The organism is Streptomyces sp. NPDC025806, from assembly GCF_055558275.1.
The window spans coordinates 79,758-104,149 of sequence record NZ_JBVHMU010000003.1 but is presented as its reverse complement, the minus strand read 5'-3'; the positions used below and the strand labels follow the sequence as shown (position 1 = coordinate 104,149).

General features: G+C 71.4%; 18 protein-coding genes. 5 read left to right on the top strand and 13 right to left on the bottom strand.

Annotation, left to right across the window (positions count from 1 at the left end):
- The first annotated feature begins 41 nt into the window (after positions 1-41).
- The 3 genes from ACZ4E1_RS07590 (at position 42) to ACZ4E1_RS07580 (ending at position 3,433) form a co-directional block, all read left to right on the top strand.
- Positions 42-968 (top strand): sucrase ferredoxin, encoded by a 927-nt coding sequence (locus ACZ4E1_RS07590; protein WP_467536834.1) that lies wholly within the window; start codon positions 42-44, stop codon positions 966-968.
- Between the two features lie 117 nt (positions 969-1,085).
- Positions 1,086-2,756 carry a sensor histidine kinase gene (locus ACZ4E1_RS07585; protein WP_467536832.1) on the top strand — a complete coding sequence of 557 codons (1,671 nt, stop codon included), beginning with the start codon at positions 1,086-1,088 and terminating at the stop codon, positions 2,754-2,756.
- The gene (locus ACZ4E1_RS07580) at positions 2,756-3,433 is read left to right on the top strand and encodes a response regulator (RefSeq protein ID WP_467536830.1); all 678 of its coding nucleotides are present in this window, start codon (positions 2,756-2,758) and stop codon (positions 3,431-3,433) included. Before ACZ4E1_RS07585 ends, ACZ4E1_RS07580 begins: the two co-directional genes overlap by 1 nt.
- A 66-nt stretch (positions 3,434-3,499) precedes the next feature.
- Here ACZ4E1_RS07580 and ACZ4E1_RS07575 read toward each other — a convergent pair whose 3' ends face one another.
- From ACZ4E1_RS07575 to ACZ4E1_RS07550, 6 genes are all read right to left on the bottom strand, one after another.
- Positions 3,500-5,110 carry a solute symporter family protein gene (locus tag ACZ4E1_RS07575; protein WP_467536828.1) on the bottom strand — a complete coding sequence of 537 codons (1,611 nt, stop codon included), beginning with the start codon at positions 5,108-5,110 and terminating at the stop codon, positions 3,500-3,502.
- Positions 5,107-5,733, bottom strand: a complete 627-nt coding sequence (locus tag ACZ4E1_RS07570) for a DUF485 domain-containing protein (RefSeq protein ID WP_467537584.1) — start codon at positions 5,731-5,733, stop codon at positions 5,107-5,109. Before ACZ4E1_RS07570 ends, ACZ4E1_RS07575 begins: the two co-directional genes overlap by 4 nt.
- A 54-nt stretch (positions 5,734-5,787) precedes the next feature.
- Positions 5,788-6,495, bottom strand: coding sequence for a response regulator (locus ACZ4E1_RS07565; RefSeq protein WP_467536826.1), 708 nt, complete (start codon positions 6,493-6,495; stop codon positions 5,788-5,790).
- Entirely contained in the window at positions 6,492-7,592 is a 1,101-nt protein-coding gene (locus tag ACZ4E1_RS07560) for a sensor histidine kinase (RefSeq protein ID WP_467537583.1), read from the bottom strand. Before ACZ4E1_RS07560 ends, ACZ4E1_RS07565 begins: the two co-directional genes overlap by 4 nt.
- A 53-nt stretch (positions 7,593-7,645) precedes the next feature.
- On the bottom strand, positions 7,646-8,152 hold the full coding sequence (locus tag ACZ4E1_RS07555; RefSeq protein ID WP_467536824.1) for a DUF1453 domain-containing protein: 507 nt from the start codon (positions 8,150-8,152) through the stop codon (positions 7,646-7,648).
- 218 nt (positions 8,153-8,370) lie between these two features.
- A complete protein-coding gene (locus ACZ4E1_RS07550) occupies positions 8,371-10,494 on the bottom strand; it encodes a DNA gyrase/topoisomerase IV subunit B (RefSeq protein ID WP_467536822.1) in 2,124 nt (707 codons plus the stop codon).
- Between the two features lie 440 nt (positions 10,495-10,934).
- On the opposite strand from ACZ4E1_RS07550, the gene ACZ4E1_RS07545 reads away from it, so the two are divergent.
- Entirely contained in the window at positions 10,935-11,165 is a 231-nt protein-coding gene (locus ACZ4E1_RS07545; RefSeq protein ID WP_399129699.1) for a DUF7455 domain-containing protein, read from the top strand.
- 117 nt (positions 11,166-11,282) lie between these two features.
- Here the strand turns inward: ACZ4E1_RS07545 and ACZ4E1_RS07540 are convergent, their stop codons facing one another.
- From ACZ4E1_RS07540 to ACZ4E1_RS07510, 7 genes are all read right to left on the bottom strand, one after another.
- Positions 11,283-12,161: a S1 family peptidase gene (locus tag ACZ4E1_RS07540; protein WP_467536819.1), complete on the bottom strand. Its 879-nt coding sequence runs from the start codon at positions 12,159-12,161 to the stop codon at positions 11,283-11,285.
- 161 nt (positions 12,162-12,322) lie between these two features.
- Positions 12,323-13,858, bottom strand: coding sequence for an RNA polymerase sigma factor (locus ACZ4E1_RS07535; RefSeq protein WP_467536817.1), 1,536 nt, complete (start codon positions 13,856-13,858; stop codon positions 12,323-12,325).
- A 520-nt stretch (positions 13,859-14,378) separates the two neighbouring features.
- The gene (locus ACZ4E1_RS07530; RefSeq protein ID WP_467536815.1) at positions 14,379-15,248 is read right to left on the bottom strand and encodes a FadR/GntR family transcriptional regulator; all 870 of its coding nucleotides are present in this window, start codon (positions 15,246-15,248) and stop codon (positions 14,379-14,381) included.
- A 163-nt stretch (positions 15,249-15,411) separates the two neighbouring features.
- Positions 15,412-17,400 carry an ABC transporter ATP-binding protein gene (locus ACZ4E1_RS07525; RefSeq protein WP_467536813.1) on the bottom strand — a complete coding sequence of 663 codons (1,989 nt, stop codon included), beginning with the start codon at positions 17,398-17,400 and terminating at the stop codon, positions 15,412-15,414.
- Positions 17,401-17,576: 176 nt separating this feature from the next.
- Positions 17,577-18,338, bottom strand: a complete 762-nt coding sequence (locus ACZ4E1_RS07520) for an NUDIX hydrolase (RefSeq protein WP_467536811.1) — start codon at positions 18,336-18,338, stop codon at positions 17,577-17,579.
- 108 nt (positions 18,339-18,446) lie between these two features.
- Positions 18,447-20,459, bottom strand: coding sequence for a glycogen debranching N-terminal domain-containing protein (locus ACZ4E1_RS07515; protein ID WP_467536809.1), 2,013 nt, complete (start codon positions 20,457-20,459; stop codon positions 18,447-18,449).
- A 185-nt stretch (positions 20,460-20,644) separates the two neighbouring features.
- Entirely contained in the window at positions 20,645-22,060 is a 1,416-nt protein-coding gene (locus tag ACZ4E1_RS07510; protein ID WP_467536807.1) for a DUF4192 domain-containing protein, read from the bottom strand.
- Positions 22,061-22,193: 133 nt separating this feature from the next.
- On the opposite strand from ACZ4E1_RS07510, the gene ACZ4E1_RS07505 reads away from it, so the two are divergent.
- Positions 22,194-24,356, top strand: coding sequence for a RecQ family ATP-dependent DNA helicase (locus tag ACZ4E1_RS07505; protein WP_467536805.1), 2,163 nt, complete (start codon positions 22,194-22,196; stop codon positions 24,354-24,356).
- Positions 24,357-24,392: the final 36 nt, after the last annotated feature.

Sequence of the window (24,392 nt, the reverse complement as noted above, 5' to 3'; positions counted from 1 at the left end):
TGGACGAGGGCCGGTCCGCAGGTCAGGTTAGGCTCCACTGCGTGAGTACGTGCGCGACCGCCTCGCGGGATCTTGACGAACCTCTCGCGGGGACCGCGGCCACCGCGCGGACCTGGCTGCTGATCGAGCAGCCCGGCCCGTGGGGCGCCAAGGCCCTGACCTCCAGCCACCTCGACCCCGCGGTGGGCCGGGCCCTGGAGTCCGCGGCCGAAGGCACCGGCGTACGCGTCGCCCTGATCCGGCGCCCGGGCCGCCACGCGGACTGTCACGCCCCCACCCGCCATCAGGTCTACATCGCCCACACGGGGCCGGGAAACGCCTGGTTGCGGGGCACCACGGTCGACTCCCCCGAGCAGCTGTGCGCGCTCGATTTCCCCGCCCTGGGAGCAGGCGACCACGGCGGCTTCGGCGAACCGCACCTCGGCGCACCCCTGGCCCTGGTCTGCACGAACGGCAAGCGTGACCGCTGCTGCGCCCTTCTGGGCAGGCCGCTCGCCTCCGAACTGGCCGCCACCGGCGAGGAAGGCGTCTGGGAGGTCACCCACCTCGGGGGCCACCGCTTCTCGCCCACTCTTCTGGTGCTGCCACACGGCTACGCCTACGGACGAGCCACACCGGACGGCGTCAAGGAGATCCTGGAGGCCGTTCGCTCGGACCGGATCCTCGTCGAAGGCTGCCGTGGCAACTCCGCCTGGGACCGTCCGGGGCAGGCGGCCGAGCTCGCGGTGCGCCGCACGATCGCGGAGCACCGCGCGGGCGTCCTCGACGTGATCGGATCGGAGCCCGGCGCGGACGGCGTGCCGCACTGGGGGGTGACCGTCGCGCATGCGGACGGGCGTCGCTGGCTCGTCACCGTGGCACAGGGCGCGTCCCTGCCGCCGCGCCCGGAGAGCTGCGGGAGTGCCCTCGGCTCACCCGCCCGGATGGACGTGACGGCCGTACGCGAACTCCCCGCGCCTCAGGGCTGACATCACCCCTCTCCGTAGAGAAGCCGTGACAGGCCGCAGTGGTAGCGGCGCTGTCGTACGAGATCCGCGCCACAAGGGCTACGGACTCCGGCGGAACGGCCCGTACCGTTCGTAACCATGAGCACCACCTCCCCCGCCCGCCGTCTGCGCTTCGGACTGCCCCGGCGTGTCTTCGCGCAGGTGCTTCTGATGCAGGTGGCGATCGCCGCCGGGGTCGCGGTGCTGGCCACCGGGCTGTTCCTGGCGCCGCTGAGCGATCAGCTCGACGACCAGGCGATGCGGCGCGCGCTCGCCATCGCGCAGACGACCGCCGCGCAGCCGCGGATCGCCGAGGACCTGCGGACCTCTCTGCCGACCGCGGACGGTCCCGTGCAGGCCGAGGCGGAACGGATCCGGCGGGCGAGCGGCGCCGAGTACGTCGTGATCATGAACATGCGCGGGGTGCGCTGGTCGCACACCGACCGCGCCAGGATCGGGAAGGTCGTCTCGACGGACCCCAGCGACGCTCTGGCGGGCCAGGACGTCATGGAGATCGACGACGGTACCCTCGGCCGCTCCGCGCGCGGGAAAGTACCCCTCAGGGACGCTGACGGGGCCATCGTGGGCGCGGTGTCCGTCGGCATCGAGTACGACAGCGTCCGTGCCCGCCTGATCCACGCGATCCCCGGCCTGTTCGCCTACGCGGGCGGCGCGCTCGCGGTGGGCGCGCTCGCCGCGTATCTGATCTCTCGCCGGGTCCAGCGGCAGACGCGCGACCTGGCGTTCTCCGACATCGCGGCACTGCTGGCCGAGCGCGAGGCGATGCTGCACGGCATCCGGGAGGGCGTCGTCGCACTCGACCGGAGCGGCCGGATCCGGCTGCTGAACGACGAGGCGCAACGCCTTCTCGGTGTCGACGCAACGGCGATCGGCCTGCCCCTGGAGGCGGCGCTCGGCCCCGGCCGTACGACGGACGTGCTCGCGGGCCACGTCACCGGCACCGACCTGCTCACCGTGCGCGGCCCGCGCGTCCTGATCGCCAACCGCATGCCCACCGACGACGGCGGCGCCGTGGCCACCCTGCGCGACCGTACCGAGCTGGAGCAGCTGGGTCGGGAGCTCGACTCGACCCGTGGTCTGATCGACGCGCTGCGCGCCCAGGACCACGAGCACGCCAACCACATGCACACCCTGCTCGGGCTGCTGGAGCTGGAGATGTACGAGGAGGCCTCCGAGTTCGTCGGTGAGGTGGCCGGCGCTCATCGGGTGACCGCGGAACAGATCACCGAGAAGATCAAGGACCCGCTGCTCGCCGCCCTCCTGGTGGGCAAGGCGACCGTCGCCGCCGAGCGCGGCGTCACACTCGGCGTCTCCTCCGACACCGCCCTGCCCGACCGTCTCGTCGACCCGCGCGGGCTGGTCACGATCGTGGGGAACCTGGTGGACAACGCCCTGGACGCCACGGCCGGTTCCACGCGCCACGCGCGCGTGGAGGTCGTGCTGCGGGCCGAGGGGCGCACCGCCGTCCTCACCGTGCGCGACACGGGCCCGGGGATCCCCGCGGACCGTAGGGAGTCGGTCTTCATGGAGGGCTGGTCCACCAAGGAGCCGCCCGCCCACGGCAAGCGGGGCATCGGGCTGGCGCTGGTGCGCCGGCTCGCGGAACGTCAGGGCGGCACCGCCACGGTGACGGACGCGGCGTCCGGAGGCGCCGAGTTCGTGGTCGTGCTGCCGGAGGCGTTCACTGATTCCCTGACCCTGCGGACCAAGCCACAAGATGCCGGTACGCACGAGACCGAGGAGGTCTGATGATCGACGTCCTGGTCGTGGACGACGACGCGCGCGTGGCGGACGTCAACGCCGCCTACGTGGCGAAGGTTCCCGGCTTCCGAGTGGTGGGCAAGGCGTACAGCGCCGCCGAGGCGCTCGCGGCCGTCGAGGAGCTGGACGTCGACCTCGTCCTGCTCGATCACTACCTGCCGGACGACACGGGCCTCGCGGTCGCCCGCGCGCTGCGTGAGCGGGGGCACCACATCGACGTGATCATGGTGACCGCGGCGCGCGACGTCGCGACGGTGCAGGCGGCGATGCGTCACGGCGCGCTGCAGTACCTGGTGAAGCCGTTCTCGTTCGCCGGGCTGCGCGGCAAGCTGGAGGCGTACGCGGAGCTGCGGCGCACCCTGGACGGTGGTGGCGAGGCCGAGCAGGCGGAGGTCGACCGGATCTTCGGCGCCCTGTCCGCCACGCCCGCACCGGAGCTGCCGAAGGGCCACTCCCCCACGACCGCCGACCTGGTCCGCAAGGCCATGATGAGCGCCGACGGTCCGCTCTCGGCCCAGGAGCTGGCCGACCGGACGGGCATCAGCCGCCAGACCGCCCAGCGCTACCTGAAGCTGCTGGAGCGGACCGGACGGGTACGGCTGAGCCTCCGGTACGGCGACACGGGCCGGCCAGAGCACCGGTACGCGTGGGCGGCCAGTCACTGAGCCGGCCCCGTCGCGGACCTACGAAGACGGGGCGGCCCGTGACGGCTGCCGGGCCGGGTGTCGCGGTCAGACGGCGCCGGCGCCGGTGAGCGCGCGCACCTCGGTCTCGGCGTGCTTGGCCTCGTCCGGCGGCTCGGTCGACGTCACGGTGCCCGCCCATCCCGCGAGGAAGCCCAGGGGGATGGAGACGAGCCCCGGGTTCTCCAGCGGGAAGAGGTGGAAGTCGACGCCGGGGATGAGGGAGGTCGGTCCTCCGGAGACGACCGGGGAGAGGACGACGAGGACGAGCGCCGGGATCAGACCGCCGTACACGGACCACACGGCGCCGCGCGTGGTGAAGTTCCGCCAGAACAGCGAGTAGAGCAGCACCGGCAGGTTGGCGGACGCGGCGACCGCGAAGGCCAGGCCCACCAGGAACGCCACGTTCAGATCCCGCGCGAGCAGCCCCAGTGCGATGGCGAGCACGCCGATCCCGGCCGCCGCGACGCGCGCCACGGCGACCTCGCTGTACTGCTTGCCGGAGTGCTTTCCCGGACGGTTGCGGCGTCTCAGTGAGGCGTACAGGTCGTGCGCGACGGACGCGGACGAGGCGAGGGTGATCCCGGCGACGACGGCGAGGATGGTCGCGAAGGCGACCGCCGCGACGATCGCGAACAGGACGGTGCCGCCCGTGGACGCCTCGCCGCCGCCCAGGTCGAGGGCGAGCAGCGGAACCGCCGTGTTCCCCGCGGCGTTCGAGGCGCGCACGGCGTCGGAGCCGACGACGGCAGCGGCACCGAAGCCGAGCACGATCGTCATCAGGTAGAAGCTGCCGATGAGTCCGATCGACCAGACGACGGATCGGCGTGCCGCACGCGCGGTCGGCACGGTGTAGAAGCGCGACAGGATGTGCGGGAGCCCGGCCGTGCCGAGCACGAGGGCGAGACCCAGGCTGATGAAGTCGAAGCGGGAGGTCCAGCTCCCTCCGTAGCGCAGTCCGGGCGCCAGGAAGTCCCGGCCCTGACCGCTGCGGTCGGCGGCGGCGCGCAGCAGAGCGTTGAAGTCGCCGTGGAAGCGGGCGAGGACCAGGACGGTCAGGGCGATCGCGCCGGCCATGAGGAGCACGGCCTTGACGATCTGGATCCAGGTCGTGGCCCGCATCCCGCCCAGGGACACATAGATCACCATGAGCGCGCCCACGCCGACGACGGTCCAGGACTGGGCGGCTCCGCTCGTGCCACCCAGCAGGAGCGCCATCAGGCTGCCCGCGCCCACCATCTGCGCCACCAGGTAGAGCACGGACACGACCACGGAGGACGTTCCCGCAGCGATCCGTACGGGACGCTCGCGCATCCTGGCCGCCACGACGTCCGCGAGGGTGAACCGCCCGCAGTTGCGCACCAGTTCGGCCACCAGGAAGAGGACCACGAGCCAGGCGACGAGGAAGCCCACGGAGTAGAGCAGTCCGTCGTACCCGTAGAGGGCGATGAGTCCGGAGATGCCGAGGAAGGAGGCGGCGGACATGTAGTCGCCGGAGATGGCAAACCCGTTCTCCATGGGAGAGAACAGACGTCCACCGGCGTAGAACTCCTCTGCCGATCCGTGGCGGTTGCGGCTCACCCAGGTGGTGATGCCGAGCGTGACCGCCACGAATGCGCTGAAGAGAACCAGCGCAAGGGTCTGATGCGTTCCGGTCACCACTGCCCGCCTTCGCTCCGCGCCGTTCCGTTGACGCGCGCCGCGCCGTTCGTCTGGTTGTGCGAGGAATCCTTCGTGCGCGCGGCGGTGTCGATGCCCCGGGTCATCTCCTGTGTGTCCCACCGCAGTTCGAGTGCCGCACGGTCGCGGCGCAGGCGGGCGTGGCGGGCGTACAGCCACGTCAGCAGGAACGTGCTGGCGAACTGGCCGAGCCCGGCCACCATCGCCACGTTCACCGAGCCGGCGACCGGCTGGGCCATCAGGTCGTGCGCGGTCGTGGCGGCCACGACGTAGGCGAGGTACCAGACGAAGAAGACCGCGGCCGCCGGGAACGCGAACCTCCGGTAGCACCCGCGTACTTCCTGGAACGCGGCGCTGCGCTGGACCTCCAGATAGATCCCCGCCGCGCTCCGCTTCCCTGGCACGGGCTGGGCGGGCACGGTCGGCGCCGGGGCGCCCGTACCGTCCAACTCGCCCCATCCCGAGGCCAGCGCGTCCTGCCACGGGTCACCGATGCCACCTCGATCACCGGCCCGGGGCTGCGCCGTCTCGCGCCCGTCGTGCTTCTCCACCGAACTCTCCTTGTCCGCGGCCACGTCGGCCGCGGACCCAAGGATGGACAGATCGGGAAGATCCCGGACTCTTCTCGCATGTCCTTCACCCCATTAGGTGATGCCTCAGGGGATTGAAGTGCCCGGAGGCCGCGCCAGGCCGTGCTGATACGCGTAACGCACGGCCTGCGCACGGTCCTTGAGGCCGGTCTTCGCGAACAGGTTGTTGATGTGCGTCTTCACCGTGGCCGTCGAGACGTGCAGCGACCTCGCGATCTCCTGGTTGCTCAGTCCGTCGGCGATCAGCACCAGGACCTCGGCCTCCCGAGCCGTGATCCCGTCCGGCGGCTCCTTGGTCTCCGCAACGGCGGTCTCCGCCTGGGACAGCCGCTCCAGCAGCCTCCGCTGGATCTTCGGCGCGAGCCCCGCGTCCCCCGACAGCACGTCCTCGACCGCCCGCACGATCTCGTCACCGCCGGCGTCCTTGGTCAGGTAGCCGCGGGCGCCGGCCTTCAGCGCGGGGAAGAGCGACTCGTCATCGGCGTACGTGGTCAGGACGACGACCTGCGTGCCCGGATACTGCTCCCTGATGCGTCTGGTCGCCTCCGCCCCGTCGCAGCGCGGCATGCGCAGGTCCATCAGGACGACGTCCGGCGCCAGCTCCGCCACGAGGGCGACCGCCTCCTCGCCGTCGCCCCCGGATCCGACGACCTCGATCCCGGGCAGCAGCCCCAGCAGCATCACGATCCCTTCGCGCACCACCGTCTGGTCGTCGACCACCACCACACGGGCCGGCGGCCTGCCCGTGCTGTCCCTCACCCCGCTCCCGCTCATACGGGAACCTTCAGACTGACCACGAAACCCTCCTCGTACGGCCCCGCCTCCAGCGAGCCGCCCAGCAACTCGGCACGCTCCCTCATCCCCAACAGACCGTAACCGGCGCCACTGACAGTGAGCTCGTCCCGCGGCCTCGATGCACCCGAATCCCGTATTTCCAGGGCCACTTCCCGCGGCAGGTACTCCAGCCGCAGGGCCGCCTTCGCTCCCGGGGCGTGCTTGCGCACGTTCGTCAGCGCTTCCTGCGCGACCCTGCGCACCGCCTGTGAGGCCTCGGCGGAGAGCGGTCTGCGCTCGCCCTCCACGGTCAGCGTGGCTCCGCCCGACGAGGCGACCAGTTCCCTCAGGAAGTCCTCGAGCGGCGTCAGGTCTCCGCGCAGCGCCGAGAGCGCGTGCCGGGTCTCGTCCAGACCGTCCCGGGCCATACCCCGGGCGGCCACGACCCGCTCCAGGATCTGATCCCGGTCGGCCCCGCGCTCGATGAGGAGCCGGGCCGCCTCCAGATGCACGAGCTGCGCCGAGAGACTGTGCGCCAGCACGTCGTGGATCTCACGGGCGATGCGGGACCGCTCGGCGAGCGCGGCGGACTCGGCCTCCGCCTTCCTCGCGGCCCGCTCCTGGACCAGGAGACGCTGGGCGGTGGCCCGGGCCTCGGCGTCCAGCCGCAGCACATATCCGGACAGGCACAGGCCCACGACGACGGCGGTCGTGGAGATCCACGAGTCGTCGTTGGCAAGCGTGAACGCGGCGAGCGCGACGCCTGCAGCGGGCACAGCGGCGATCATCGGCAGGCGCTCGAGCGCGGTGACGGCGCAACCGCACCACAGGACCACGGCGGGGCCCAGGAACCCGATCGTCTGGGCGAGTCCGGCGAGTACGAGCAGAGCGGCGAGGATGCCGAGGGACGGCCACAATCGGTGCGCGAGCGTGGTCCGGAAGAAGCCCCAGGCCGCACCGGCCGCGATCGCCAGCCCCACGGGCGCCGCCACCACGGCCCACCAAGGGACGTCGCGCTGCGTGACCGCCGTCCACAGCAGGATCGTGATCACGACCACCCTGACCAGCCAGGCCAGCATCCACCGCGCACGGGTCATCCCCTCGCGGGAGAGCGCCTCCCGCGAGGGCCAGGCCCTCACGTCTCGCTGACTCACCTGCGGTCCTCCCAGGCCGGCTGCAGGACAGCACCAACGTACGCCGGCTCCAGGGCACCGGCCCGCCACAGGAGAACCCCGGACCGGGCCAGCACGGAGACCGCGAACCCGAGCATGAACGCGGCACTTCCGAGGTGGACGCCCATCGTAAGGCCGATGCCGACGACGGCCGCCCGGGCGACGATCCCGCCGGCCCAGGTGCCGGCCGTGGCGACGGTGCCCTTCGTCCAGACGTCCCCGCGGTCGTCGGCCCACAGCCGTGTGGTGAACGCCCATCCGATCCCTATGCCGACGCTCACCAGCAGCTCGACGACGAGCAGGATCACGGAGCCCGTCATGTGATGCGGGTCGGCGAGCTTGCCGTCGCGGAGCGCGAAGAATCCGAGGACCGCGGGCAGCAGCCACCACTTCCTGTCCATCGACAGGCGCTCCGTCCTGAACTGGCGCACCAGGACGAGAGCGACTACGGCGACGATCACCAGGACTTCGGTGGGACCGGACATGACGGCCTCCGTGGAGGGTTCGAAGCGGAGTGGTTCAACGCCGTCGACACTACGGAAGTTCGCAGGTCAGGAGATCGGAGCCGGGGTGGATCGCGGGTGGATCAAGCGGCTCCACCCGTGGGTGGAGCCGTGGGGAACGCACCTGGCCGATGACGGCCGGCCCGGCACCCGAAGGCGCGGCCGGCCGTCACCGGCCAGGTGTCGCTGCGCGTCAATCGCTACGCGTCGATGCGCGAGCGGTCGAGTGTCGCCGCGGAGCTGCTGATGAACTCCTTGCGCGGTGCCACGTCGTTACCCATGAGCAGGTCGAACACCTGCTCCGCGGCGTCCAGCTCGCCGATGTTGATCCGCCGAAGGGTGCGGTGGCGCGGGTCCATCGTGGTCTCGGCCAGCTGATCGGCGTCCATCTCACCCAGACCCTTGTACCGCTGGATCGAGTCCTTGTACCGCACGCCCTTGCGCTGGAACTCGAGCAGCGTCTCGCGCAGCTCCCGGTCGGAGTACGTGTACACGTACTTGTCCTGGCCCTTCTTGGGCTGGACCAGCTCGATCCGGTGCAGCGGGGGCACCGCGGCGAAGACCCGGCCCGCCTCGACCATCGGCCGCATGTAGCGCTGGAACAGCGTCAGGAGGAGACAGCGGATGTGCGCGCCGTCGACGTCGGCGTCGACGAGCAGGATGATCTTTCCGTAGCGCGCCGCGTCGAGGTCGAAGGTGCGCCCGGAGCCCGCTCCTATCACCTGGATGATCGCACCGCACTCGACGTTCTTCAGCATGTCCGAGACGGACGACTTCTGAACGTTGAGGATCTTGCCGCGGATCGGCAGGAGCGCCTGGAACTCAGAGTTCCGCGCGAGCTTGGCGGTGCCGAGCGCGGAGTCGCCCTCGACGATGAAGAGCTCGCTGCGCTCCACGTCATCGCTGCGGCAGTCGGCCAGCTTCGCGGGCAGCGACGAGGTCTCCAGGGCCGTCTTGCGGCGCTGGGCGTCCTTGTGCTGACGAGCCGCGATGCGGGTGCGGGCCGCGGCGACGGCCTTCTCCATCACGGCACGGGCCTGCGCCTTGGCGTCGCGCTTGGTGGACGTCAGGAACGCCTTGAGTTCCTTGGCCACCACGTTGGCGACGATCCGGTTGGCCGCGGAGGTACCGAGGACCTCCTTGGTCTGGCCCTCGAACTGCGGCTCCGCGAGACGCACCGTGACAACGGCGGTGAGGCCTTCCAGGGCATCGTCCTTGACGATGTCGTCCTCGGCGACGCGCAGCAGCTTCTGGCTGCGCAGCACCTCGTTCATCGTCTTGGTGAGCGAGCGCTCGAAGCCCGCCACGTGGGTGCCGCCCTTGGGGGTGGCGATGATGTTCACGAACGACCTGAGGGTCGTGTCGTAGCCCGTGCCCCAGCGCAGCGCGATGTCCACGCCGAGCTCCCGGGTGACCTCGGTCGGCGTCATCTGGCCGTGGTCGTCCAGGACCGGGACGGTCTCCTTGAAGGTGCCCTGTCCGGTGAGCCGCAGGACGTCGCAGACCGGCTTGTCCTGCGCCAGGTACTCACAGAACTCGCTGATTCCGCCGTCGAAGCGGAAGGACTCCTCGCCCTTGCTTCCGCCGTCGCCCAGGCCGAACTCGTCGCGGACGACGATGGTCAGGCCGGGGACGAGGAACGCGGTCTGGCGGGCGCGCTGGTGCAGCGTCTCCAGGTTGAGCTTGGCGTCCTTGAGGAAGATCTGGCGGTCCGCCCAGTAGCGGACACGGGTGCCGACACGGGCCTTCGGGATCTTCTTGACCTTGCTCAGCCGCGCCGAGGGGTCGAAGGCCGCGTCGGGGCCGGGCTTGGCGAAGGCGCCGGGGACGCCGCGCCGGAAGCTGATGGCGTGCGTGTGCCCGTTGCGGTCCACCTCGACGTCGAGTCGCGCCGACAGCGCGTTCACCACCGAGGCGCCCACGCCGTGGAGACCGCCGGAGGCCGCGTAGGAGCCACCTCCGAACTTTCCGCCCGCGTGGAGCTTCGTCATGACGACCTCGACTCCGGAGAGGCCGGTTTTGGGCTCGACATCCACAGGAATGCCTCGGCCGTTGTCCCGCACCTCGACGGAGCCGTCGTCGTGCAGGATCACCTCGATGTGGTCGCAGTAGCCACCCAGGGCCTCGTCGACGGAGTTGTCGATGATCTCCCAGAGGCAGTGCATGAGGCCGCGGCTGTCGGTCGAGCCGATGTACATGCCCGGTCGCTTGCGGACTGCTTCGAGCCCCTCGAGGACCAGCAGGTGCCGCGCGGTGTAGTTGGAACCGTCACGGTCTGCTCCGGTCAGCAGCGCTGTGGACGGCACGGACGTCTCGGCGGTCACGCGGTTCGCTCCTCGCTGAATTTCAGATGGGGCCCTTGTGGGTAAAGGGCCGGCGTCGGTCGCCCGTCAGAGCCTACCGAGGCCTGGTAGAGCCGTTGTACCGCCACCCTCACCTCGACCAAGACTAGTCCAAGCTCGCATGGGTGTTCGATCCCTCGATGGAGTGAAGCACACATCACGTTCCCTTCCAGGCATGAACCATTTAGGCTCCGGGCACGTCCTCATGAACAACCGGCATCCCAGCCGGGAGGACCGACCTGACAGAACGCGCGAACCCGTAAGACACGTAAGAGACGCAATACGGCACATTCGCCGCCACCCGGCGACAGACAGCCGGCCTCGAAGAAATTTTTCGAGGAAAAGCCGCGAGCGGGAACGTTTTCGGCCTGGTTGGATGTTGACCCTGGTACGACAGCTCGTCGAGCTAGAGAAGAGGCGACGTGACTACTGTTCTGACCCCCGCGAGCCCGCTGACGGCCGCTGACCGCTGTGACCGTTGCGGCGCCCAGGCATACCTGCGCGTCGTGCTCCTCAGCGGTGGTGAACTGCTCTTCTGCGCCCACCACGGTCGCAAGTTCGAGCCGGAACTCAAGAAGATCGCCGCTGAGATACAGGACGAGACGGAGCGGCTCACCGCCGTTCCGGCAAACGCCGAGACCGAGGAACGCTGACGCCTCGCACCCACGACGAGCCAGCTCCGGCGACATCAGGCCGGTGACCGGGCGGTCATCCCTGCACCCCAGGGGTGACCGCCCGTCCTCGTGTCCGTAAGACCCCCCACGGCCCTCTCAGGCGCTGTGTGGCGCCTTCGCGTTCACCGCCCCCTCGGACACCCTTGAGGCGCGCTGCTCGAGCACGCGCAGGGCGTCCGAGACCCGCGTGTAGACGCCGGGGCTCTCGGGGCGCCCACATCCGCTCCCCCAGGACACCAGGCCGATCAGCTTGCCCTGGGCCACCAGCGGCCCTCCACTGTCCCCCTGGCAAGCGTCCTTGCCGCCCTCCGGCACGCCCGCGCACAGCATCGAGTCGGGCTGGTAGGTGCCTTCGGGGCCACCCGGATAGGCCCTCTGACAGGTACTGTCGGCGAGCACCTGCACACGGGCCGCGTGCAGCGTGCGGGCGTAGTCACCCGTCCCCGTGGTGTCCCCCCAGCCGTAGACAGCCGCTCCCGTACCGGGGCGGTACGCGGGATCACCCTCGTCCGCCATCGGAATCACGTATCCCGCGGGCAGCGCGGTGGACAGGGTGATGACGGCCACGTCCCCCGCATTCGTTCGTTCGTCGTAGTCGGGATTCACCCACATGCTGCGCACGGGGATCTCCGCGCCCGCCGTCGATTCGAGATCGTCCCGGCCGGCGATCACCTTGAGGTCGCGGACCGTTCCTCCCGGCCCGCCGATCACGTCGCGCCCGAGGCAGTGGGCCGCGGTGAGCACCGTGGACCGGGCGACGACGACACCCCCGCAGAACTGGCCCGACCGGCTGCCTCCGAACCGGTCACGACTGGACAGGGCCACCGCCCACGGACTGTCACCCACGCTGACCTGCTGCCCCCCGACGACCCCGTCGTCGGCGGCCGCGCGCGACGGCGAGGCCAGGGACGACACGGCCACCGCCGCCAGGACGGCCAGGGACGTGGTCAGCACTCTCCCACGGGCATGACGCATACGGTCTCCTCACTCCGGGTTGTTCACAGCACACCCAGAGTGATCCACTTCGTCGGCGCGCGCACCGCGAGTCCACGTGGTGTCGCCGACACACCGAAGGCCCGGTACGCCCCACGGAGGGGGCGTACCGGGCCTTCTGAGGGTCCTTCAGGAGCCGTCGACTAGTCGAGGTAGTCGCGCAGGACCTGCGAGCGCGACGGGTGACGCAGCTTCGACATGGTCTTCGACTCGATCTGGCGGATGCGCTCACGCGTCACGCCGTACACCTTGCCGATCTCGTCGAGGGTCTTCGGCTGACCGTCGGTGAGACCGAAGCGCATGGAGACGACGCCCGCCTCGCGCTCCGACAGGGTGTCCAGCACGGAGTGCAGCTGCTCCTGGAGGAGCGTGAAGCTGACGGCGTCGGCCGGGACGACGGCCTCGGAGTCCTCGATGAGGTCACCGAACTCGCTGTCGCCGTCCTCGCCCAGCGGGGTGTGCAGCGAGATGGGCTCGCGACCGTACTTCTGGACCTCGATGACCTTCTCGGGGGTCATGTCGAGTTCCTTGGCCAGCTCCTCCGGGGTGGGCTCGCGGCCCAGGTCCTGGAGCATCTGGCGCTGCACGCGGGCGAGCTTGTTGATGACCTCGACCATGTGCACCGGGATACGGATGGTGCGGGCCTGGTCGGCCATGGCGCGGGTGATCGCCTGACGGATCCACCAGGTGGCGTACGTGGAGAACTTGTAGCCCTTGGTGTAGTCGAACTTCTCGACCGCGCGGATCAGACCGAGGTTGCCCTCCTGGATCAGGTCCAGGAAGAGCATGCCGCGGCCGGTGTAGCGCTTGGCCAGGGAGACCACGAGGCGGAGGTTGGCCTCCAGCAGGTGGTTCTTGGCGCGGCGGCCGTCCTCGGCGATGATCTCCAGCTCGCGCTTGAGCTTGGGAGCCAGCTTGTCGGCGTTCGCCAGCTTGTCCTCGGCGAACAGACCGGCCTCGATGCGCTTGGCGAGCTCGACCTCCTGCTCGGCGTTGAGCAGCGGGACCTTGCCGATCTGCTTCAGGTAGTCCTTGACCGGGTCGGCGGTGGCGCCGGCGGCCGCGACCTGCTGCGCGGGCGCGTCGTCCTCGTCGTCGTCGGACAGGACGAAGCCCTGACCCTCGGCCTCGGGCTCACCCTCGGCCTTGCCGGTGGCGGGGGTCTCCTCGGTCGCCTCGTCCTCGAGAAGGTCGTCGTCCTTCTTGGAGGCCTTCTTGGCCGCGGTCTTCTTCGCGGTCGTCTTCTTCGCGGCGGCCTTCTTGGTCGTCGCCTTCTTGGCCGCTGCCTTCTTGGCCGGCGCCTCGTCCGCCGACGCCTCGGAGGAGGCTTCCTCTGCGGCGGTGCCGGTGGCGACCTTCTTCGCGGTGACGGTCTTGGCCGCGACGGTCTTGGTGGTGGTGCGCTTGGCCGGACTCTTGGCTGCGACGCTCTTTCGGGGACGCTTGGGCTCAGCGGCACTGACCATCAGCGTCACACCCTCTTCCTCGAGGATCTGGTTGAGGCTGCGCAGAACGTTCTTCCACTGAGTGGCCGGAATCTGGTCGGCCTCGAACGCACGGCGTACGTCATCGCCGGCGATCTGGCCATCAGCCTTTCCCCGCTCAATGAGCGCCATGACAGAGACGGACTCGGCGATCTCCGGCGGGAGCGTACGGGATGTGCTGGCCGACACGAACAACCTCTCGGAACGTTGGAAAACGGCTTCCGGCCCCGTCCTGTGTGGACCGGAGCCGACGACCGCCGGCTTGGGGATGGGCCGACGTCGCGGGCGGGGGCCGGGGAGATACACAGCGCCACGAATGGCTGCCGTATTCCCTCCTCGGCTGTCACCTCTTAGGTCATCGCGCTGTTCCGAGGAGCGTTACGCCCAATCTGCGTGGCTCGAGTCACACCCCGTAAGCGGTCAAAAAATGACGTATGCGGGCAGATGCGGTCACGATCCAGCCCCTACGGGACCCGATCGCCGGATCCGAGACGTAACGGACCTGCCGCGGGCACCCCGCAGAGGTCACCGCACAGCCTTTCAGAGAGACCCGCCCGGCGGAATACCCCCGGCCTTCCAAGAGACGAGTCACCGGACGGCGCCCACCGAAACGTGCCTGCGGCACACCAGGGGGCGCTCCGGCGACATCCGGCGCGTCCCGCACGGCTCGAACCGTGCTTCCCGCGCTCCTCGCGCACCCGCGCGCGTTCCCCGCTCAGTGCTCGCGGGGGCCCGGCACCAGGTGGACGGTCAGGAGCTGACGCATGGCCGCCTCGGCGCCGACCCCGTCACCCGTGGCGAGCGCCTCCACGATGCGCGCGTGGTGCGCGACGGTCGTCTCGTTCGGCCGGTCGCAGCCCGTGACGGGGCCGCCGGAGACCTGCAGGGCGGCCGAAACGATGCCGGACAGGTGTTCGAGCATGCGGTTGCCGGCGAGCTGGATCAGCAGCGCGTGGAACTCGGCGTCGGCGCGCGAGAAGGTGATCGAATCGCCCTGCCCGAGGGCGTGCCCCATGATCTCGACCATGTCGGAGAGACGTTGCTGCAGATCCTCGCGGCCGTGTCCGGCGGCCAGCCGGGCGGCGAGGGGCTCGATCGTCCAGCGCAGCTCACCGAGCTCTCGGCGCTGGTCATCGCGCTGCGGGCCGAAAGCCCGCCACTCGATGATGTCGGGGTCCAGCAGGTTCCAGTCGCTCACGGGCCGCACGCGCGTGCCCACGTTCGGCCGGGCGCTGACCAGCCCCTTGGCCTCCAGGACGCGGAGCGACTCACGCACGACGGTGCGGGACACCTCGAAACGCTGGCCGATCTCCTCGGGGACCAGCGGACGGTCGGCGCCCAGGTCTCCGGAGACGATCATCTGCCCCAACTGCTGGACGAGTTGGCCGTGCAGGCCGCGGCCACGGCTGCCGGCGGGCCGTCGGCCGACGCGACCCAGATCGGAGTCGCCGGTGTCCCACGCAGGTGCGCCGACACGGTCGACAGGAGCCTCCGCATAGGGGTAGCGATCGAGTTCGCCCGGTCCTGCGAGGCCGGATTCGGCGGAGCGGGCGGTGGTCATCATGGTGTGCGCAAGGGTACTCACGGAATCTGTTGTCGGCGTCGCCTCCAACTCCCTTGAGGTCTTTGGTGAAAAGCACACGAAAGGGTGATCGCCGTCCTCGCTGTAATTGACGCCTTATCGGAAAGAAGTGAGCGTTCCAGGGGGAGTTGCGGACAGCGGCGGACCCGAAGGCGGAAATGGGCCCTCAGCGCACCCTGGGGCGCACCGCGGTGAGCACGTATGCGCAGAGCAGCGCGGTGAGCGACAACATGAGCGCACCACCGACAGGTTGGGCGATCATCCGCACCGCGGCCGCCGCGTAGCGCTCCGCGCCGAACGGCCAGTGCACCAGCGTGAGAGCGCTCAGGCGGCTCGGCAGCCCCGCGGCCGTTCGCACAGACGGTCCCTCCAAGGCCTTCTGTACGAGTGGGACGATCACGATCGGCACGGCGACGACGGCGGCGAGCCCGGCGGTGGTGGACCGGAAGACCGCGGAGGCGAGGACACCCGCCCAGGCGCACGCGACAACGAGCACCAGCCAACTCGCGCTCAACGAGAGCCAGTCGGCGGGAACTTGTGTGAGCTCTCCGCCGTATACCAGATGGAGAAGGGCGGCGTCGCAGCCGATCACGAGGGTTGACATGACGACAGCGGTCGCGGCACCGACCACCAGTTTGGCCGTGAGGAGTCCCAGCCGACGCGGGACGGACCCCCGGTCGACGCCGAGGGCGGGGTGGCGGAACTCGTCACCGAAGGCGAACGCGCCGAGGAGTCCCGCGCCGAGTGCGGCGGGCGGCAGGGGCAGCTCGTACGGCCAGGCGGCGAGCAGGCGCGGCTGCGGCGTGTGCCCGATCCGGGCGAGGAAGAGGGAGAGGAGTGCGGACAGGACGAGAGCGAGGCCGACGGTCACGTAGCCGGTGGGGATGCCGGTCGCGCGGCGCAGCTCGTAGCGCAGCGGACGCAAGGGGCTGCGTGCGGACCAGACGGTGATGGGCGGCGGCAGGGGCGAGAGCGTCGCAGGCGCCGAGGTGCGCTGGTCGCCGCCGTCCCGTGCGGGCGCTTCGTCCTTCGCGAGGGGCACATGCTTCGAGTCCGGTGCGTCCGCCGTGGGCGTGCCCTCGCTCCGGGCGTTCGTGGCGGTGCGCGACGTACCGACGGCGTGTGTGAACGTACCTGCCGTGTCGGGCAGGTTGGGGGCGCCGTCCTCGGCGACGTCGGGTTCGCTGCGTCGGTCCTCGGGCGGCCCTGCGGGGTCGTGAACGCGTTCGGGGCCACTCGGCCGGACCGAGGCGCCTGGAGTCTCGCCGGAACTCGATCGCGGGCCCGTGTCCCCGATCTCGTCGGCGAGTTGGTGTACCAGGATCCCGTGGCGGAACGCGGTCTCCCCCACGTCGGCGCAGGTGCTGCCGTACACGGAGAGACGGCTGCCGTCCTCGGTCACGACCTCGACGGACCGTTTCGCCATCCGTGCTTCCTTGGCCAGCAGCACCGCGAGGCGTGCGGCGTGCGGGCTGCGGACGGCCACCCGGGGGCGCAGCCGGGTACGGGCGAACGCGCCGGCCTCCTGGTCCGCGACGACCTTGCCGCCGTCGAGCGAGACGACGTGATCGGCCGCCCGCGCAGCCTCTTTGGGGTCGTCGGTGGTGAACAGCACGGTGCCGCCGAGGTCCGCGTACGTCCGCAGGGCGCCGTGCAGCCAGCTGCGCTCGCGGTGCGACAGCCCTTCGGAGGGGCCGTCGAGCACGAGGGTGTGCGGGTCCGCCAGGAGCGCGCCGGCCAGGCCGAGCCGGCGGTCCATTCCGCGCGACAGTGTCCCGAGGCGCTGGTCGCGCAGACTCACCAGCCCCACGGCCTCCAGCACTTCGTCGGCACGCTGCACGGACACGCCCGTCGCCGCGCACAGCATGCGCAGTTGGCCGCGCACGGAGCGGGCGGGATGCCCCGGGACGTCACCGAGCAGGACGCCGACTTCCCGTGCGGGGTGCGGAATGCGGTGCAGCGGGCGCCCTCTGAAGTACGTGATGCCACGGCCCGGTTGCAGTGCGAGCATCAGCCGGACCGCGGTGGTCTTGCCCGCCCCGCGTGGGCCGAGCAGGGCCGTGACGTGTCCTCCGTGCGCCTCGAAGGACACGTCGTCGACCGCGGGCGGGCCCTCCTTACGGGCGTTGCTGGTCAGTCCGATGGCCTGGATCATCGCTTCTCTCGCAGGAGGGGAGACCGCTCGGCGGCCGGGGCCCGTCCATCGGTCCTACGACAGCGAACCCCGTGGGTACCGCAGCAAGATAACGCGATATTTCTGGCTTTTCGGGCAGGAAGTGGGCGTGGGCGTTCCTGCATTGCGACGGTGTGGGCCGCGTCGGGTCGTGCCCGTCAGACCTCGGGGCGCAGCATCGGCGGGTTGAGCAGCGTCGCTCCGCCCGCGCGGAAGAGCTGGGCGGGGCGCCCGCCCTGGCGGGTGGTGGTTCCTCCGGTCGGGACGAGAAAGCCTGGCGTGCCGGTGACCTTGCGGTGGAAGTTGCGCGGGTCGAGGGCGACCCCCCACACCGCCTCGTAGACGCGGCGCAGCTCTCCGACGGTGAACTCCGGCGGGCAGAACGCGGTGGCGAGCGAGGAGTACTCGATCTTCGAGCGGGCGCGCTCGACGCCGTCCGCCAGGATCTGTGTGTGGTCGAACGCCAGCGGCACCGCCTGTTCGCCCTCCCGCCCGAATCCGCTCTGGTCCATCAGCTCCTCGACCGGCGCCCATCGGGCGCTGTGCGCGTCGCCACCGGCCCGCGGCGCGGGCAGATCGGGCGCGAGGGCCAGGTGGGCGACGCTGACCACCCGCATCCGTGGATCGCGCTTGGGATCCCCGTACGTCGCGAGCTGCTCCAGGTGCGCGCCGTTGTCCTGCGCCGGCACTCCCGGGTCGTGGGCTCGCAGACCGGTCTCCTCGGCCAGCTCCCGCGCCGCCGCCTCCGTCAGATCCTCGTCGTCCCGCACGAACCCGCCAGGCAGGGCCCAACGCCCCTGAAAGGGCGGCTCACCTCGCCGTACGGCCAACGCGCACAGGGCGTGTCGGCGCACGGTCAGCACGACCAGGTCGACGGTGACAGCGAAGGGCGGGAAGGCCGACGGGTCGTAGGGTGGCATGGAACGATCATAGTCGTCTGCCTGACGATAAACACCTCCTTCAGTCATCGCCGCCCCACTTCGTGCCCCGCGCCCGCACCCGTCCGCCGCGCGCAGGTCACCGGCCGGTCACACCCCCAACTGGAGTCCGTCCGCAGCCTCCTCGACCATGGCCAGACCGAGGCGGGTGACACGGGCCGCGAAGGGCTGCCCGGCCACCTGCAGGCCCGTCAGTCCGATCGCCCCGAGGGAGGCGCTGCGCATCGGCGACAGAGCCACCGTGCGCGCCGGCGCGTCCGGTCTGATGCCCGCGAGCGAGAGCAGAAGGTGCACGCCGCCCGCGGCCGCGACGGCGGCGGGCCTGCACGCGGCGGGGTGCGGCACCGGGGCGCTGCGCTCGGTCCTCTGCTCCCCCGCGTACATCTCCGGCAGGCGGTACCCGAAGGACTCCGCGGCGTCGAGCACTCCCCTGAGCAGGGACGCGGCCTCCTTCTCGTACCCCGCGGCGTTCAGGCCCGCGACAGCGACCGCCGTCTCGTGGATCCGCACCGCTCCGGAGTGGTGGCCGAACGGGTTGTACGTCCCTTCCTTCGCGCCGAGACTGCGCAGTCCCCATCCGGAGTCCATGGCCGGCCCGCCGAGCAGCCGGGCCAGCTGCTCCGTCTGCACCTTGTCCAGCAGGCCGGGTGCGTGGGCGCCCGCACCGAGGAGACCGGTGTCCAGCAGGTGGGCGGCGCCGCTGCCGAGCTGTGCGATCGGGCGCCCGTCCGGTGTGCAGGCCGCGGCGGGCCTGCCGCCGCCGAGGTCCTGCACCCAGAAGTCCTCGCGAAAGCGCCGACGGAGCTCCTCGGCCCATTGCCGCAGCTCGGCGCCGCCGGGTCGGCCGTACGCGTCGAGCAGGTCGGCGCCGAGGACCGCGGCCCGGTGCGCGTGCGCCTGGGTCTCGCAGCGCCGTGGACCGCCCGGCCCCGGATCCGCGAGATACGGACGCTCCCGTTCGACCGCGGTGCGCAGCCAGCGCAGGCACCGCTCCGCAGCGGGGAGCAGTTCGACGGCTTCCTGCTCGGCCAGTCCCCAGCGTCTCGCTTCGGCCAGGAGCACGGGGAAGTGAAGGGTGGCTTCGATGCCGGTGCTGCTCGGTGGAAGGTGTGCGGCTGTGTGCCGCAACGGTCCGGGGATGCTGCCGAACTCCGGCCCCGGGGACGTCGATTGAGTGCGGGCGAGCGCGCGCAGGGTGCCCGCGGCGAGCCGGGTGCCCAGGGGGAGGGCCATGCGTGCCGCGGCCAGTGCCTCGGCCGGCGCCGGTCCGCAGCGCCAGGGCGCGCCCGCGGCCAGGCGTACGTCCAAGGGGTGCTCCGGGTCCCGCACCAGCAGCGCGTGGAGGTCGTCGACGCAGGCCCTCAACAGCGCGCCCGCGCGTGGATCGTCCCCCTGGGCCTGTGCCGAACCGAGCAGCCGCCGCCCGGCGCCCGGAACCGCGCTGCCGCTCCCCGTGTCCGCCTTCAGCTTCAGCTCCACGGTGCGCGAGCCTCCGGGCGGGAGGTCCAGTTCCCAGCGCAGCAGGCCTGCCGAGGCGAGCGCGTCCGTGGGCGAGGGAACCGCGGTCACGACCGTGTATCCGGCCGCCGAGGACCACCGCATCCCCGAGTCGTGGACGCTCGCGGGAAGTTCACGGACGATGCTTCCGGCGGCCACGGCGCCCAGTTCGGCGAGGTCCGTGCCGAGGGAGACCTCCAGAGGCAGGCGTAACCGATGCCGAGCCGAGCTGTGCAGAGTGATCCGCTCGGTACCGTCGGCGCTGCGAATGCGCTCGACGATCACGTCGGGATCGGGTCCGGCCTCCGGCGAGGCCCGCACCGTCGACACGAATCGGGCCCGGTCCGCCGCGATCATGCGGGCCTGCACGGCGAGCGGCTCCCGGCCGCCGACACGGATCTCGCAGCGCGAGAGCAGTCGCCTTCCGCCCCGGTACACGCCGTCGAGGCCCTGCGCCTTCAGCTGCCCGTGATCCGAGGAGATCGCGAGACCGGGAAGGGCCACACAGATCAGCGTCCCGTGCGTGGACGGCAGGTCCGCGCCGCGACCCGGTGCCGTGGCGTGCTGCGGTGTGCCGGCCACCCGTCGCTGTTCCCACTCGCCCATGGGCCTCATCTTTCGAACGCGGCCGAGCGAGGCGCCGGCGTACCGCCGGGCTGCCGAACACTTCGGCGGCGCGGCCCGGCCGTCGCTTCCGCCATCCACGTGAACGGGGCGGCCCCGTCGCAAGTAACGCCCCAGCGCCTCGAAACAGCCCCATCGACGCCGACGCCCGGCGTGTTCGCCCCGGCTCATCCCTCACCCCTCTGGCGCTGGTGTCCGACCCGGCGGCGGCCCGCGGGACGACGCGGCGCGCGCGTCCCCGCCCGGCCGGGCCTGGTCCCCGCTCCGAGCCGTCGCTCGCCCCGTCGCCGCAGGGCCGCCTCCAGTCCACGCGCCGCGCGCGAGACACCGGGGTCGACCACGTGCTCCGAGCCGGGAACGGGCAGCTGCGAGGGCTGTTCGCCCGAGCCTCCCTCTCCTTCACCGCCGCCTTCGACGTCCGCGTCGCCTCGCCCGGCCACCGGGAGCGGGTCTTCTTCGTGATCCGCCCGCCGGCCGCGCAGGGAGCGCCGCACCGGTTCGGGATCCAGTCCGCCCGCACGGGCCTCGTTGAGCAGGCGGGCGAAGACGTAGTCGGGGTCCGCGCCGAGGGCCATCTCCAGGGCGGCATCCGCCTCGACCGTGTCGCCGAGCGACCAGGCCACCCATCCCGCGAGGGTCAGCGGCGCCGCGGCGTGCTCGCAATAGGGACCCACACAGCGTCGGGCCAGTGCGCGCCACAGGCGTAGGGCGCACGCCGCCTCGTCGCCCTCCATCCACTCCGCGGTCCGGTCCCTGGTCTCGCGATCCTGCAGGCCGAGGATCAGTGCGGCCGCCTCGTCGTGGGCCAGCAGCTCATCGTCCTTGACGTCCGCCTCCAGCGCGTCCGCCGCGCTCGGAGCATCCGCGAGGCGGCGCATGACCAGCCTCGCCAGATCCAGCGTCTCGGCCCCCACGCCCGCCCGCCGGCGCGGACTCAGCATCCTCGGCACCAGGGCCATCGACGCGGCGTCGAGCGCCCGCTCCTGGTCCGAGCCGAGCGACGTGATCGGAGCGAGGCGTGCCTTGACCTCCTGCTCCGAGGCGCGGACCTGGATGCCCGCGTACGCGGCGGTCGCCGCCATCACCGAGGTGCCCGGTGCCGCGACCGGGTTCCCGTCGGGCGGGCAGCAGTCGGGGCGCACGCAGCAGTAGGACCAGTAGTGATCGGCGGAGAGGCACAGGACCTCCGTCACCGGCACGTCCTGGGCGCCGCAGGCCGTGCGCAGGAGCTGGGCCAGCGGACGCAGTCGCTCCATGGTCAGCCTGCCCGTGCCCGCTCGTGCGGGCGCCGGGTCCTGGCAGAGGAACGCGATGATGCTGTCGGGCTTGCCGTCGCGACGCACGCACTCGCCGATCAGGCAGCGCGCGAGCAGGTCCGCCACGCCTGGCCAGTCCTCGGGCCGGTCAGGGATGCCGAGGCGCACCCGGCCGCCGAACCGGCCCTCGTGCAGGGCGACCAGGACGATGCAGTCCTCGGGCCGGAAGCCGAGCAAGTACGGGAGCGCCTCGGCCAGTTCGCCGGCGGAGCGCAGGGTGATCTTGGCCTCGCCGGTGACGCCGACGGGCTCGCTGTGATTCGTCATGCGAGGACCATGCCGCGGATCGCCCGACTCCGGTTCACCCTGTGGATAACCCGCATCAGGGACACGTCATGAGTTGTCCACAGGTCAGGGAGCTCGTTCGCGCGATGTCGGTGCCATCGGGTTGCATGGGGGCATGAGCAACGAAGACCTGCGGACCGCGGCCGACACCGTACTCGCCCGCCTCGTCGGAGATCCGAGCGGCACCGCCCGCCTGCGTGAGGACCAGTGGCGGGCGATCGAGGCGCTGGTCGCCGAGCACAGACGCGCCCTGGTCGTGCAGCGGACCGGCTGGGGCAAGTCCGCGGTGTACTTCGTGGCCACGGCGCTGCTGCGCGAGCGGGGCAGCGGGCCGACCGTGATCGTCTCGCCACTGCTCGCCCTCATGCGGAACCAGGTGGAGGCGGCCGAGCGTGCGGGCATTCGCGCCCGCACGATCAATTCGTCGAACACCGAGGAGTGGGACGCGGTCCGAGCCGAGGTGGCGGCGGGTGAGGTCGACGTGCTCCTGGTCAGCCCCGAGCGGCTGAACAACCCGGACTTCCGGGACAACGTCCTGCCGCAGTTGGCCGCCGCCACCGGCCTGCTGGTGGTGGACGAGGCGCACTGCATCTCGGACTGGGGGCACGACTTCCGTCCCGACTACCGGCGCCTGCGCACCATGCTGGCCGAACTCCCGGCGGGTGTCCCGGTGCTGGCCACGACCGCGACGGCGAACGCCCGGGTGACGGCCGATGTCGCCGACCAGCTCGGCACGGGCTCCGGCTCGGACGCCCTGGTGCTGCGCGGCCCGCTGGACCGCGAGAGCCTCAGCCTCAATGTGCTGGAGCTGCCCGACGCCGCCCACCGGCTGGCCTGGCTCGCCGACCACCTCGACGACCTGCCGGGCTCCGGCATCATCTACACGCTGACGGTGGCGGCCTCCGAGGAGGTCACCGCGTACCTGCGGCAGTGCGGTCACACCGTCACCTCGTACACCGGCAAGACGGAGAACTCGGACCGTCAGCAGGCCGAGGAGGACCTGCTGGCGAACCGGGTGAAGGCCCTCGTGGCCACGTCCGCGCTGGGGATGGGCTTCGACAAGCCCGACCTGGGGTTCGTGGTCCACCTAGGCTCGCCGTCCTCCCCCATCGCCTACTACCAGCAGGTGGGCCGCGCCGGCCGTGGCGTCGAGCACGCAGAAGTGCTGCTGCTTCCGGGTAAGGAGGACGAGGCGATCTGGCGCTACTTCGCCTCGCTCGCCTTCCCGCCCGAGGACCAGGTGCGGCGCACGCTGGACGTGCTCGCGGGTTCCGAGCGCCCGCTGTCCCTGCCCGCGCTGGAGCCGCTGGTCGAGCTGCGCCGCTCACGCCTGGAGACCATGCTCAAGGTCCTGGACGTGGACGGGGCGGTGCACCGGGTGAAGGGCGGCTGGATCTCCACGGGCCGCCCCTGGGTCTACGACACGGAGCGGTACGTGTGGGTGGCCAAACAGCGTGAGGCCGAGCAGCAGGCGATGCGGGACTACGCGACGACCACCGGCTGCCGCATGGAGTTCCTGCGCCGGCAACTGGACGACGAGGCGGCGGCCCCGTGCGGCCGGTGCGACAACTGCGCGGGGGCACGGTTCGACGCCTCCGTGTCGCCGCAGGCGCTGACCTCCGCCCGAGGCGAGCTCGGGCGCCCCGGTGTGGAGGTGGAGCCCAGGAAGATGTGGCCCACGGGACTCTCCGCGGTCGGGATCGACCTGAAGGGGCGCATCCCCGCGGGCGAGCAGGCGGCGTCGGGGCGGGCCCTCGGACGGCTCTCGGACATCGGCTGGGGGAACAGAATCCGCCCGATGCTCGCGCCCCAGGCGCCGGACGGCCCGGTGCCGGACGACGTGGCCCGTGCCGTCGTGGAGGTCCTCGCCGACTGGGCCAAGGGGCCGGGCGGCTGGGCGTCCGGTGACGCGTCCGCACTGCCGCGCCCGGTGGGTGTGGTCACCATGGCCTCGCACACCCGGCCACAGTTGATCGACTCCCTCGGCCGGGGCATCGCACAGGTGGGGCGGATGCCGCTGCTCGGGCAGATCACCTACGAACCGGGCAGCGACACCGCGCACATCCCGCGCAGCAACAGCGCGCAGCGGTTGCGCGCGCTGGACGGCACCCTGGTCCTGTCGCCCGAGCTGGCCGGGGCACTCGCCGAGGCCTCGGGGCCGGTGCTGCTCGTGGACGACTACACGGAGACAGGCTGGACGCTGGCCATGGCCGCGCGGCTGCTGCGCCGGGCGGGCGCCGGGGCGGTGTTGCCGCTGGTCCTGGCGGTCCAGGGCTGAGGCATCGCCGGAGGGGCCGCGCTGGGCGCCCGGGGA

Excerpts from the sequence above, each read along its gene's own strand:
- ACZ4E1_RS07520 (WP_467536811.1), bottom strand. The coding sequence starts at position 18,338 with ATGCCACCCTACGACCCGTCGGCCTTCCCGCCCTTCGCTGTCACCGTC.
- ACZ4E1_RS07540 (WP_467536819.1), bottom strand. The coding sequence starts at position 12,161 with ATGCGTCATGCCCGTGGGAGAGTGCTGACCACGTCCCTGGCCGTCCTG.
- ACZ4E1_RS07555 (WP_467536824.1), bottom strand. The coding sequence starts at position 8,152 with ATGTCCGGTCCCACCGAAGTCCTGGTGATCGTCGCCGTAGTCGCTCTC.
- ACZ4E1_RS07580 (WP_467536830.1), top strand. The coding sequence starts at position 2,756 with ATGATCGACGTCCTGGTCGTGGACGACGACGCGCGCGTGGCGGACGTC.
- ACZ4E1_RS07505 (WP_467536805.1), top strand. The coding sequence starts at position 22,194 with ATGAGCAACGAAGACCTGCGGACCGCGGCCGACACCGTACTCGCCCGC.
- ACZ4E1_RS07525 (WP_467536813.1), bottom strand. The coding sequence starts at position 17,400 with ATGATCCAGGCCATCGGACTGACCAGCAACGCCCGTAAGGAGGGCCCG.
- ACZ4E1_RS07560 (WP_467537583.1), bottom strand. The coding sequence starts at position 7,592 with ATGACCCGTGCGCGGTGGATGCTGGCCTGGCTGGTCAGGGTGGTCGTG.
- ACZ4E1_RS07585 (WP_467536832.1), top strand. The coding sequence starts at position 1,086 with ATGAGCACCACCTCCCCCGCCCGCCGTCTGCGCTTCGGACTGCCCCGG.
- ACZ4E1_RS07510 (WP_467536807.1), bottom strand. The coding sequence starts at position 22,060 with ATGACGAATCACAGCGAGCCCGTCGGCGTCACCGGCGAGGCCAAGATC.
- ACZ4E1_RS07565 (WP_467536826.1), bottom strand. The coding sequence starts at position 6,495 with ATGAGCGGGAGCGGGGTGAGGGACAGCACGGGCAGGCCGCCGGCCCGT.
- ACZ4E1_RS07515 (WP_467536809.1), bottom strand. The coding sequence starts at position 20,459 with ATGGGCGAGTGGGAACAGCGACGGGTGGCCGGCACACCGCAGCACGCC.